This window comes from Bradyrhizobium centrolobii (assembly GCF_001641635.1).
GTDB classification, from domain to species: Bacteria; Pseudomonadota; Alphaproteobacteria; order Rhizobiales; family Xanthobacteraceae; genus Bradyrhizobium; species Bradyrhizobium centrolobii.
Genome location: NZ_LUUB01000069.1, coordinates 15282 through 27004, shown reverse-complemented (window position 1 = coordinate 27004; position 11723 = coordinate 15282). Strand labels below are relative to the sequence as shown.

General features: G+C 59.9%; 8 protein-coding genes and 4 pseudogenes. 2 read left to right on the top strand and 10 right to left on the bottom strand.

Annotation, left to right across the window (positions count from 1 at the left end):
* Nucleotides 1–32 precede the first annotated feature (32 nt).
* Together AYJ54_RS47620 and AYJ54_RS22575 are read right to left on the bottom strand one after the other, a co-directional pair.
* Entirely contained in the window at nt 33–587 is a 555-nt protein-coding gene (locus AYJ54_RS47620) for a YecA/YgfB family protein (RefSeq protein ID WP_245329062.1), read from the bottom strand.
* 44 nt (nt 588–631) lie between these two features.
* Nucleotides 632–898, bottom strand: a pseudogene (locus AYJ54_RS22575) (transposase domain-containing protein); the annotation flags it as partial.
* Between the two features lie 513 nt (nt 899–1411).
* On the opposite strand from AYJ54_RS22575, the gene ltrA reads away from it, so the two are divergent.
* Entirely contained in the window at nt 1412–2740 is a 1329-nt protein-coding gene (ltrA, locus tag AYJ54_RS22565) for a group II intron reverse transcriptase/maturase (RefSeq protein WP_082905706.1), read from the top strand.
* A gap of 165 nt (nt 2741–2905) precedes the next feature.
* On the opposite strand, the pseudogene tnpC reads toward ltrA, so the two are convergent.
* The 5 genes and pseudogenes from tnpC to AYJ54_RS47610 all read right to left on the bottom strand — a co-directional run.
* Nucleotides 2906–4249 (bottom strand): annotated as a pseudogene (tnpC, locus tag AYJ54_RS22560) (IS66 family transposase); the annotation flags it as partial.
* Nucleotides 4250–4321: 72 nt separating this feature from the next.
* Nucleotides 4322–4675, bottom strand: a complete 354-nt coding sequence (gene tnpB, locus AYJ54_RS22555) for an IS66 family insertion sequence element accessory protein TnpB (protein WP_063702305.1) — start codon at nt 4673–4675, stop codon at nt 4322–4324.
* Nucleotides 4672–4986, bottom strand: coding sequence for a transposase (locus AYJ54_RS54040; protein WP_161491890.1), 315 nt, complete (start codon nt 4984–4986; stop codon nt 4672–4674). The genes tnpB and AYJ54_RS54040 overlap by 4 nt, the downstream gene beginning before the upstream one ends.
* Before the next feature lie 1146 nt (nt 4987–6132).
* A complete protein-coding gene (locus AYJ54_RS54035; RefSeq protein ID WP_430641442.1) occupies nt 6133–6270 on the bottom strand; it encodes a hypothetical protein in 138 nt (45 codons plus the stop codon).
* Between the two features lie 1221 nt (nt 6271–7491).
* On the bottom strand, nt 7492–8013 hold the full coding sequence (locus AYJ54_RS47610) for a glycoside hydrolase family 108 protein (RefSeq protein WP_082905796.1): 522 nt from the start codon (nt 8011–8013) through the stop codon (nt 7492–7494).
* A 1122-nt stretch (nt 8014–9135) separates the two neighbouring features.
* Here AYJ54_RS47610 and AYJ54_RS22535 point away from each other — a divergent pair.
* Nucleotides 9136–9741, top strand: a complete 606-nt coding sequence (locus tag AYJ54_RS22535; RefSeq protein ID WP_063676415.1) for an AfsR/SARP family transcriptional regulator — start codon at nt 9136–9138, stop codon at nt 9739–9741.
* A 33-nt stretch (nt 9742–9774) separates the two neighbouring features.
* Here AYJ54_RS22535 and AYJ54_RS52570 read toward each other — a convergent pair.
* The 3 genes and pseudogenes from AYJ54_RS52570 to AYJ54_RS49625 form a co-directional block, all read right to left on the bottom strand.
* Nucleotides 9775–10480 (bottom strand): annotated as a pseudogene (locus tag AYJ54_RS52570) (integrase core domain-containing protein); the annotation flags it as partial.
* A 505-nt stretch (nt 10481–10985) separates the two neighbouring features.
* Nucleotides 10986–11203 (bottom strand): annotated as a pseudogene (locus tag AYJ54_RS51360) (IS5/IS1182 family transposase); the annotation flags it as partial.
* 233 nt (nt 11204–11436) lie between these two features.
* The gene (locus AYJ54_RS49625) at nt 11437–11676 is read right to left on the bottom strand and encodes a hypothetical protein (protein ID WP_136623867.1); all 240 of its coding nucleotides are present in this window, start codon (nt 11674–11676) and stop codon (nt 11437–11439) included.
* Between the last annotated feature and the right edge of the window lie 47 nt (nt 11677–11723).

Genomic DNA, 11723 nt, shown 5'->3' with positions numbered 1-11723 from the left:
GTAACCGGTATGAGCTCCCACGTCCGCGGTGATCAGCGTGTGCGTGGGTAGCGGATAGGCATCCAATACTGGCGCAAGGCCTCGACGGCCGCCGGGATCTCGGCGTAGGCGTTACGGCCGCCTTGCGGTGATCCGAGCGGCGGACGGCTCTGATCATCGCGACCATGCAGCAGGATGGGCAGCAGCAGGCCGTGATTGACGTTGCCGGCGTCCAGCAACGGCGCCCACGCCGACGGTCTGAGCTGCATCGCGGCATAGAAGCCCTGACACCACGGACGCGGATCGATATCGCCATTGACTTCGCGCCGGTGCATCGGCTCGAACCGATCGGGCGCGGTCGAGAGGGTGTTGCTGATCTCGTTATGGCGCAGCGCGACAGCGGAGATCGCAGCGAACTCCGGGGTGCCGCCGTGGTTGAAAGCATCGGCGTCGATGGCGAGCAGCGGGCAGATCCAGCCGAGCGGGCTCATCGACACCGGTCCGGCTACGATCGCGGCGGCATAGCCGTCGAGCATGGGAATGCTGGTGGCGGCAGGATGCCGATCGACGCGAGCCTGGAGCCATCGCTCGAGCTCCGCAAGCGGCATCGCGGCTGACGCCATCGACGATGCTGCTTTATGGCGACGCGCGTTCATGCAGCAGCCTGTGCGGTGCGATGGCGCGCCGCCTTCCAGTTCCAGGCGAGCAGCTCGCGCAGCTGATGGCTTCTGGTTCGCCCGGACACGATGCGCTCCAGCACATCGGTCAGGTAGGCCTGCGGGTCGAGTTCATGGAGTTTTGCCGTGTTCACGAGCGAAGCCAGGATCGCCCAGCTCTCGGCGCCGCCCTCGCTGCCGCTGAACAATGAGTTGCGTCTTCCCATCGCAATCGGGCGCATGGAACGCTCGACTGTGTTGCTGTGTGTGCCTTGCCAAGGCGCACTGTTCTCCCTGGTGGAAGTCCAGGCCGGCAAACTCTCGCTCCAGCCGGAAGTACTCGGAGCGGGTCAGGAGGCGACGAATGACCTGAAGCACTCTGAGAAAAGGCCCCTTCTGGGGGTCATCGGTCCGCGCGGGCCGCAACTTGCGAGTGAACACCGAGCAGGCTCCGAAAGCGTCATCGTGGGAGCCGACCCGCCATAGCAACGGGGAAGGCCGACGTCCGGGGGGAAGCGAGCGAGAAAAGCACCCCAGGATCCCACCGGGGTAGTGGTGGCAGCACGCGCGGGACATGGACAGTGGGCAACAAGGGAAGTCTGTCGCCGAGGAAGGATGACGAATCCGGACAACGACGAACCCGTGAGGGCCAGCGTCGGCAGCGGCAGATGGCGGATGGGTCCGTACTACCTATGACACCGGGTAACGCCGGAAGAGGGAAGGGACCCTGACTTGCCTCAAGCGAGAGAACGAAGCAAAGAGCACGGCGATTGACGATGAGTCTAACAACACCGGATATGCGCGTTCAGAAGCTGCAGAGCTCGCTACAGACGAAAGCTAAGACCGAACCGACATACCGCTTTTACTCTCTGTGGGACAAAATCTGCCGACCGGATGTCATGGAAGAAGCTTACCAAAGGTGCCGTGAAAACGACGGTGCCCCCGGGGTGGACGGCATAACATTCGAACAGATCGAAACCGAGGGACAGCAGCAGTGGTTGGAAAGTGTCAGACAGGAGCTGAAGGAGGGCACTTACCGTCCCAAGCCCCTTCTGAGAGTATGGATACCAAAGAGCAATGGCGGACGCCGACCACTCGGAATCCCGTGTATTCGTGACAGAATCGTCATGATGGCCACGGTCTTAGTGATCGGTCCCATCTTCGACGCGGACCTGCTGGACAACCAGTACGGATTTCGCCCGAAGCTTGACGCCAAGATGGCCGTGCGCCGCGTGTTTTGGCATATCAAGGACCGGGGACGCCGCGAGGTAGTCGATGCAGATTTACGCGACTATTTCACGTCGATTCCACACAGTCCGCTGATGCGATGCCTGACACGACGGATCGCCGATGGACGACTCCTCTCGACCATCAAAGGCTGGTTGACAGTCCCGGTAGTTGAACGGAGCGGAAGACGGACGATACAGACGGCAGATGCGCGAAAGTTTAAGAAAGGGACCCCGCAAGGCTCTCCTCTGAGTCCATTGCTGGCGAACATTTACTTCCGACGCTTTCTGCTGGCCTGGCGCGACCACGGACACCAAGAACAACTCGACGCCTACGTCGTCAACTATGCCGACGATCTCGTGATCTGCTGCCGCCCCGGCCAAGCCGAGGCGGCGATGAAGCGAATGACGGTACTGATGAGCAGGCTCGGGCTGGAGGTGAACGAGACCAAGACCCGCATCGCTCTATTGCCGTCGGAACGATTTACGTTCCTAGGCTACACGATCGGGCGGTTCTACGGAAAGGATGGACAAGCCTTCATCGGCACGCGTCCGTCCAAGAAAGCGGTCATGAGATTGCTCCGACGAATCCACGAACGCACGACGCCACAGTGGTACCCGGACACACCGGAGAACACCGTCGCCGTCATCAGTCGCCTTCTTCGTGGCTGGTGCGGTTACTTCGACCAAGGCCCTGTCATGAAGACCTATGACTTCATCAGGCAATACGTCGATCGGCGTCTGCGGCACTGGTTGATACAACGAACAGGAAAACGTGGCAGGGGCTTCAAAGAGTATCCGCAGGATTACCTGCACGATACCCTCAAACTCTTCCGCATCCCGACTCGTCGTAACGACCGATCGAGCGCGAAGGCCTGATGAGACAAGTGAAAGCCGGGTGCGGCAAATCCGCATGCCCGGTTTGACGAGCGGCGACTGGAAACGGAACTATGGTGCGAACTGCGACACCGGCAACTGGCGAAAGCAGCCGGAAACAGTAAAGCCTCGCTACCTACGGTCACCGCGCCAGTCGTCGACTCTACCGAGCTCGATGCGGCCGTCGTCGAGGAACCGCGTCAGGCCAACCCAGTGGTTCAAGGCGTAGCGGATGTGTTCGGCGATTGTCGCTTTGCCCGAGACGCGGGTGAGTTGCTGCTCGAACCAGACCTTGAGCGCCGCTACCTGCGGCTTGCTGCGCTCCTGGCGGGCGGTACGGCGCTCATCGGCGCTACGGCCCCTGATCGACTTCTCGATGGCATAGAGAGCGGCGATACGCTCGAGCGCTTCGCTCGCGATCGGAGCGGGTCCATCCTGGACAACGTCGAAGAAGCGCCGCCGCAGATGAGCCCAGCAGAAGGCGAGCGTGATCGCCGCGTCAGGCGCGGTGTTGGCAATGGTCTTGTAGACGGTATAGCCGTCGCATTGCACGATGCCGCGATAACCGTCGAGCAGCTTGAGCGCGTGGACGGCACCACGGCCGGGCGCGTAAGTGTAGGCCACGGCCGGCGGGTCGGCTCCGCCCCACGGCCGATCGTCGCGCGCGATCGCCCAGAAGAAACCCTTCTTGGTGCGACCGCGGCCGGGATCGAGCACCGGCGCTGTGGTCTCGTCGACCGCAATCTTGCTCGCGGTCAGAATCATCTCGCGCAGCTTGAGCCAGAGCGGACGAAGCTCCGCAGCCGCATAGCCGACCCAGAACGCCAGAACCGAGCGTTTGATGTCGATGCCCTGCGCCAGCAGCATCTGAGCCTGCCGATACAGCGGCAGATGCCAGGCATACTTGGCGACCAGCACATGGGCGACCATCGCTTCGGTCGGCAGCCCGCCTTTGATCAGCCGCTCCGGTGCCGGTGCCTGAACCACGCCATCCGTGCAGGCCCGGCAAGCATATTTGGGACGATGGGTGACGATCACGCGGAACTGCGCCGGGACGACGTCGAGCCGCCGTGAGGTCTCCTCACCGATCACATGCAAAGGTGAACGGCAGCACGGGCAGCAGGTCATCTCCGGGGCAATCGTGACGTCGATATGCGGCAGATGGGCCGGAAGTGCACCACGGCTGGCGCGGCGCCGTTCGGCACGCTGGCGTGCGCCTGCTATGTCCTTCCTGTCCTGGGCCGCCTCGTCGCTGGCAACGGCCTGCTCGATGTCCTCGATCGCCAGTTGCAACTGCTCAGGATCGAGCTTCTCCGAGCGGCGACCGAACTGCGCGCGTTGCAGCTGGCGCAAGAGATGCTGAAGGCGATCCATTTGCGACAGCGCCTGGTCGCGGTCGGCGATCGCCGCGTCGCGCTTTGCGATGGCCGCGTCGCGCTCCGCGCGTGTCGCCGCAATCAGCGCCTGCAACACCTCGATATCGGTCGGAAGTTGATCATTGGTCTCGCTCACGCCCGGTACTCAAGCTGATTCGCGGGCCGTTGTGGAAGATTGCAGCCGACGTGATTCAATTGGTCACAGGGTTTATGACGTTGCGGTCGGCGAAGCAGTGTCGCGGGCATGCAGACGCGACCAGTCCAGTCCGTCCATCAGTGCGGCGAGCTGTGATGCGGACAAACGCATCACGCCATCGCTGATCGGCGGCCAACGGAATGCGGAGTGCTCCAGACGCTTCCACAGCAGCACGAGCCCGGACCCATCCCAGGCCAAAATCTTCAAACGATCCGCTCGCTTTGAACGGAAGACGAAAATTGTTCCCGCGAACGGATCATGCTGGAGTTGCTCGCGCACCAGCGCGGCGAGACCGTCGGCACCTTTACGAAAGTCGACCGGCCTCGTCGCAACCATGATCTTCACGCCCGCCGAAGCCGCGATCATGTGGTCGCCTTCACGACCCGCAGCACATCGCTCAGCCAGGCCGGATCGACCCCGGCGGCTGCGCGAACCACCGCACCGCCAATCTCGATGCTGATCGTTATCATCGCGTTCCGTGTTGCCGCCTCTGCGGCCGGCCCCGCAGCGGGGCGCAGCTCCGACACCACCGGAACAAAGAACGGCGCATCCTCCGCCGGCAAGCTCAGCAGACCAGCACGTGCCGCCTTGCGCCAGGCAAACAGGTGTTGCGGCGCGAGGTCGTGCCGGCGTGCCACCTCGGACACAACAGCGCCCGGCGCATACGACTCCGCCACGATCCGCCCCTTGACCGCGTCGCTCCATCGCCGCCGACGCCCACTCCGACCTGGATATCCACCCGGCCCCGCGGCCCCGAAGCGTCAACTATATGGTCAACCATATATGCGAACCCAACTGTAAATGACGCTCGCATGTTGCCGATCAGCTCACGCCCGACAAGGTGCGGAAGACACGCCGCTTACCATCAAACTCCGTTGTTCCGCAATGAGCCACCAAATCGATTGGCGGGACACAACGAGGGAAAGTCGTGTTGCGCTGGCGGCAACTCGCAGCCAGGATCTATATAAGCCCATTGCGCCCTTGCATTCACCAAGGACAATCAAGGCTCCACTCCATCTCGGTCGTTACTCTTGCCTATCACCACAAACGTTGTTCCTTCCATCACGAAGCACAACTGAGCGGCTCTCTCCTCTTTCTCACGATGTCATGGGGCGCGGGCAATCCAGTCAATGTTAATGCTCCTAACACGCTATTGGGCATCATCGGAAACCGCAGGGCTTGCTACGCAAACCATCTTGGGCGAAGCGATGTCAATCTCTCTTACGTCTATATGACTCAGGCGGATGCACATATGTGTCCGGACTGGTAAACTCACAGGCACCACCCATGTGAAATCGAACACGTCTCCTGCTGCGGCTCCGGATTCTTGCATTGATAGAGGGTTTACCTGGTTCATCGCTGTTCCCGAGGGTTCAAGCGACGATTCCGGAAACAATAGCGGCTTCCGCTCTTCCGTATTTGAACTCAATTTGTTCGACGCCAAATCCCGGAAACTTATAAGACAAAATGCGAACCGAAAAATATCCCAAACGCATGCGACCGCGCGAGATCGCGCAGGACTAGAGCATTACAAGCAACAGTTAGGTCAACAACGTGCTAATGAGCGATTGTAGTCCGTGTCGGCTGTAATGCTTCTTGTCAGTAAGTTCGTGTCCGTGTTGCCGCCGCAGATGTGGTGTTGTCGCGCATTGTGAAATCGATAGCATATCCATTCTTCACGCGGTATTGAAGTGGACCCTATGCTGAGGACCACTGGGTCCGGTTTGTTAAGGAGCTACTGCCGTTCGTTCTTCCCAATAACTTCACGATACTCTTGCTTGCTGCTGATGTGGCTGCGGGGATGTGGGAAACGCGCTGCGTTTTCAAAGCTTCTCGCTTGCGAGAAGCGTCATATCCGCAGCCCCTTCGCCGAAGGCGCCGGGGACACCGGCCCGCCAGACCGCCATCGGCGCGCGGTTTTCCAGCGCCTGATGAGGGCGCCGGAAATTGTAAAAGTCGATCCATCGGGCGATTCCGGCTTTGGCCTCGTGGCCATCCGAATAACCCTTGAGTAGATGTCCTCATATTTGAGCGAGCGCCACAGCCGCTCGATGAACATATTGTCCATCCAGCGCCCGCGACGGTCCATCGAGATCCTGACGCCGGTGGCGGTCAGTGTGCCGGTGAAGGCGGCGGTGAACTGGCTGCCTTGGCCGGCATTAAGGGGGCTTGGATGACAACGGCGAAATCGGCACATGGCACCCTCGAGCCGGAAAATCGAAGGCCAGCAACCCCCACGACTTTGGTCGCCGTCGCATCGTCCGTCGCAGCAGCGACTGACGCGAAAGCGCAAACATGGAACGCCGCTTGGATGAGCGACCCGGCCCGATGCTCAAGTGGCCGGCGCCGCGGGCGGTGCGCCGAGCTTTGCAGAAGAACAGGGGGGCAGCGGTTCTGCGCTTTCGCCGCGTTCGCCAGATCCCCCGCGGCAGCCTTGTTCGAGCTGCGCTGGAGCTTTTGGGGCGCGAAGTTCGGTGGTGCGCAGAGCTCGGAGCGCAATGCCGCTGCACGCTCGAACAACGTCACAAGCCGCATGTATACCGTGGCCGTCGGTGCCGCCTATCTGGTCCGGCCGGACCACGATCGCAGGTTTTGCGCTCGCCGATGGAGGCACGAATTCCGCGTTGTCTCTCCAAGCTCTCCTTACCGTCAATGCTGATAGCATCGACGTTGCTGGCGGCGCGCCGGTGAAATGCGAAGCCTGATCCGTGCTGAAGAATTCGGCCTGCCGTGACGATGCCATAGCGCCCACCAGCGTCCCGAGGCAGAACGCCGCATCCACGTGATCGAGAGCCGCCAGGGCCGTGCCCGGCGTCTCGCCCGAATCCAGAACGACCGCGAGATATCACCGATCTTATGTGTGGAGCGACTTCACGTCGACCGCTGGCGTGGCCGGCGCCCGGTCAGGAATCCTCGAAGCGCTTGGCTCCAATTGCGATTTCCATCCCGTGATCTAGTTGGGTGCACGTCGAAATGCAATGTGAGCTGGGCGATGGGTCGGTCCCATTGATGACGGCGAGGGCTACCGTCACCTTGAGGCCGGAGAGTGGCGGGACCATCTGCTCTGGGTTTCTCCTGTTCACGAGGATGTTCGTCGTGGTGAAGCGAAGAGTCTGTGGGACCAACTTCTATTCGGAGCGCAGCCGCTGCGTCGTTCGTTAGCTTTCGGTCCTACACGTTAGCTACATCGCAAGAGCCTTGGCCTCGACATCGGCGATCCGACGCGACCAACCGTTGCTGAAGAATTTCCATGACGGAAGCCGTCGCAAAAAACTACGTCGCTTTTCACAAATCGCCCGGATTGTTGTCTCTCTATTTGCGGCCAATACCTTTGAGATCGTCTCGTGTCCGACAGCGCCATCTTCCTTAGCGCCGACCGCGGCTTGCAACCAGAGCATGCTTCGTCGACACCCAGACAGCACGCCGGCGTCAAACGTCGCGAGATCAACTCCGTAAGGCAGACTTTCACCGCGCACCGGCTTCCAGTAATCTCTTTCGTAAATTGCCCTTGCATCACCAAGCGTCAGATTTTTGATGTCGAGGTAAGGATATGCATGAGCCGCGATTCCGTAGCGCGTCCCTTTCAGAAGCCCGATGCCTACACGTCCCCCAGTCCAATTGCCGCGATCACTTGGATTGTTCGAATATCCGCCCTCGTGCGTGAGGGTCACGGCGAGGCATTTTGCAAAGTTTGCAACAGCCATACTACTGCTCCTAAACGTCGTGCAAGACGTGCTTTGAGCGCGCTGACGGGCGACGTCCCTTCAGTTTGTGGTTGCGGTTTTGAAAGTTAACCAGCAGGACCGTGGCGTCGGGGAGCCCCAGCGAGCGATCGATGCAGAATCCGAAGGCAATCGCGCGGTGGTCACACGCGGAGGCGAGGTCCTCGAGCGAGTGAGATAGCGTTTGAGCCGCTTAGTCTGCGGACCAAGTCGCGGCCGGTGTTTACGAAGTGTTAAACGAAGTATGGCCGGCAGTTCGTAAAAGAACATCGCCTAGCAGATGTGGATCCGGCCCCACATTCACCGCGGGCTGAAGAAGTGCGAACAAGCAGCAGCTGTCGATCCGATCAAGTTGCAAACCTGGTGCCCTTTTGCGCCATCTGCCAGCCTCGTCGGGCGCCAAGTTTATCTTCGCTCGCATGTTGGCCGCACATAGCGCATCCTCAACAATTGCTCGACGTGCGGGCAGGCCGTGCGTATCGGTGATGCCCACAGCGACCACTAATGGGACCGCGGCTCGGGAATGAAGGCATTCGCGACAGTCGCTGATCGTCGCACCGCTCAGAACGTTGCGCTGATCGCAAGAGAAAGCCCCGTGGCCAAAAGAGGTGCGGATTAATGAGTGGGCGCAGCTTGAGATCCGATCACATCGATCGGGCGGAAGCCGCGGGGCTCTCGACGATATCAAAGCGGCTCTACGAAAACAGTTGGGTCGATACAGCCATCTGATGCGGGCGGGGCCGTTGTCTAACGTTTGCACGATACGTCGAACCAAGCTCGCAGAATGATTGGCAGGAGATCTAACGTTCATCCGTGTCGCTTAGTCCGCAAGAGAAGATCGCGAAGCAAGCATTATAAGCTTTCGAAAAGGATATTTGGCGTGAATAACACGTTAAACGTGCGTCTGCGCGGCTCATAGTAACAGGTGCACTCGGGCGTTGGCTCGATACTTGACGAAGCCTGCTGCCCGTCATGGAGACCGCAGTGAAGATGCCGAGTAGTGGCGTTAATGCGCACAAATTCGAAGGTTCGAGATTGCTGCGCCACTCTTCCATCTTGCGATGTGATTTGATAGATTCAGTAGCATCGAGCTAAGGAGAATTGATGTCGGGTGTCTGCTCGGAGGAGGTTCGGCCACGGCTGCGACTGCACGTGTTCGGCGCAATGCAGGCGTCGTGCCAGACGGGCGAGAGCGTTCTGCCGCGAGGTCGCAAAGCGCAAGGGATTCTAGCTTATCTGGCCATGTGCGGGGAGCCGACCGTCTCGCGGCGCCGCCTTACGGGGTTGCTCTGGAGTACGCGTTGGGAAGAACAGGCGCGCGCTAGTCTGCGGCAAAGCCTTTTCGAGTTGAGACGAAGCATCGGCGCGATCAGTCCAGAATTGCTTTGCATCGAAAATGACCGCGTGACGTTGCAGACCGGCAAGGTCTGGATCGAAGGGATCGGCCTCTCCAACGAACTTCATCGCTTAGCTTGTTCTCCCCGGCAGGATCCAAGCGTATTTTTAGAGACACTGCGTGGCCTAGATCAGGCGTTCGACCGGTGGATCGATATGCGTATCGCGACGTTCACTCGATCGAACAAATTCGTATGTGCTTGGGCGTGGTGCAATTGTCCGCACCGGCGCGGAAGGGAGTTGGTGCGGGGCCCGTCCAATTCGAGGACAACAATTTATGCGGCCGACTTTGCCCAGGTGTCGGAGAGGCGCTGACCTTGCCCCCATCTATCAAATCCCGGCTTCGCCCTAGCGGTTGGCTTTGCCCGGTTGGACGGTGGTAGCAACGGGAGCTGGCCGGAGCCTCGGATAGCGCAGCGACGGATCCAGGCGCGGATTAAAAGTTGCGCGCGACCTCAGATCGCGTTGCCATCCGGACTGCGAGTAGGGTCGGATGCGTTTGTGGTTGGCCCGTCAGCATCCAAGCGTGACGCGAGCCTGGGGAAGCGATGTGAATAGTGTCTCTTCAAGAGTTCGTCCAATAGCCACCTATTGAATCTCTCGATGTAGGCATTCTGCATAGGCTTGTCGGGCGCGATGTAGTGCCAGACGGCGCGGCTCTGATTTGCCCGCGTCAGTCTGGCGTTGCTGGTGAGTTCGGTACGTTGTCTCTGACCACCATTTTGGGCGTGCCGCGCTTGATAATCAACCGGCCTGGGTCCCGAGCCCCGAGTACCCGACAGCGAGGTGTCGGCCACAAGCGCCAGGTACTCGCGGGTGCAAGCATCGATCACGGCCAAGACACGAAAGCATCGGCCTCAGTGAGGTGATCCGAGGCGACGTCGAGCGACCTGCGGTCGTTGCGGGCCGTCGGCACCAACACTGACGCTCGACTCTCTCGCTTGCGGCTGCCAAGGCGGAGTACCGTGAGTTTCTCTACCCGGGAGAGCCGGAACAGCTTCTTGTGATTGACCAGGTAGCCCTCCCCCTAAGGCAGCACGTGCAGGCGTCGATGACTAGGTCAAGCCAAAGGGGCAAGGTTAGTGCTCAGCGACGGCGGCGAGTCCGGCGTTGATTTGATGTTGTAGAGAGACGCTGTCATGCGGACCGTTGCCATCGCGGTAGCCCCTCGGCTGATCATCGCCGCGCGGGCCTGGATCTGACACCGGTAGTCGGGGACTGCGAGAAGGCACGACTCGCATCGGAAAACGGCCGAATGATCCTGGATCAGGAAGATCAGCTTCTTTGGGCTCCGAGCTCGAAAATAGTTGGACTGATCGGCAGATCAACCTACTGGCGGGCGATCTGAAGGCTGCTTATGAAGGCCTCATAGAAGCACGCATTCGATCACATACTTGCATATCCAAAATCGTCTTGCACCAGTTCCGCAACCAGAGAAGGATAGAACTCCCACGCGCGCTAGCGCTGCCTGCTGCGAGCAAATCCGGCTGGCCGCGCGAATCGGAAGGCGAAGGACTCCTGCAGTGCAGGCTGGCCCTCGATGTTGCATCTGATGTCGCGGATGATCCGAAGATGTGCTTGAGCAGCAACAGCCCGGTTATGAAACGATCGCGATCGCCGGCCTGCCGTTCTCGCTGTAGAGCGGCCCGATCTCGCCATCGATCCAGTCCCGATCGGCCTTGCCGGGAAAAAGGACGAGCTAGTGCTTCATATTGATGATCTGGTCCGGCCGTGCCAGAGACAGGTCATTGGATTCCCGGTGGTTCTCCGGCCGCATCGTCCCTCCGATGGCACCATACGAGCGGAGTTCATTGCGACGGGGAATCCAGAAACGCATTTGCCAGGGTTGGCGCGCTCAAGGCTCAAAACCCTGCAAATTCCAACGCCCCCCAAAAAAACGTGCCGTAAGCTCAGTCGCTTAGAGGCTCGTTCACGGGTGGCTAAAATCTTGTCTCCTATTTCAGCTTCACATGGTCCCGTTTCGCGGGTCTATTTCATTTCTGGGCAACTTCATGCTTTCGTCCCGCGTACTCCAACATCGAGCGGCGATCCGAAAGCATACGCCTCGAGATGCGATACATTAAAGACATTTGTTACACGGAAGGACGTGCCATCAGTGGAGTGAACCTCACGATTCACTGAGACAACATCCTTGGTGCGGACAACTTCACCTTCAAAGGCTTGCCAAGCCCCGCCGATGAATGCCTCGAAGCGAGTAATTTTGGTAACTTTAGAGTCAGGCTGTGCCATCGTCGATGCTGCCCTTAGTTGGAATGCGGAAGTGGCTACATAGGGTT

What these genes read in the sequence shown, in the direction of transcription:
- AYJ54_RS47620 (WP_245329062.1), bottom strand. Translation starts at nt 587, where the DNA reads ATGCCGCTTGCGGAGCTCGAGCGATGGCTCCAGGCTCGCGTCGATCGG.
- ltrA (WP_082905706.1), top strand. Translation starts at nt 1,412, where the DNA reads ATGAGTCTAACAACACCGGATATGCGCGTTCAGAAGCTGCAGAGCTCG.
- tnpB (WP_063702305.1), bottom strand. Translation starts at nt 4,675, where the DNA reads ATGATCGCGGCTTCGGCGGGCGTGAAGATCATGGTTGCGACGAGGCCG.
- AYJ54_RS47610 (WP_082905796.1), bottom strand. Translation starts at nt 8,013, where the DNA reads ATGGCTGTTGCAAACTTTGCAAAATGCCTCGCCGTGACCCTCACGCAC.
- AYJ54_RS22535 (WP_063676415.1), top strand. Translation starts at nt 9,136, where the DNA reads ATGTCGGGTGTCTGCTCGGAGGAGGTTCGGCCACGGCTGCGACTGCAC.
- AYJ54_RS49625 (WP_136623867.1), bottom strand. Translation starts at nt 11,676, where the DNA reads ATGGCACAGCCTGACTCTAAAGTTACCAAAATTACTCGCTTCGAGGCA.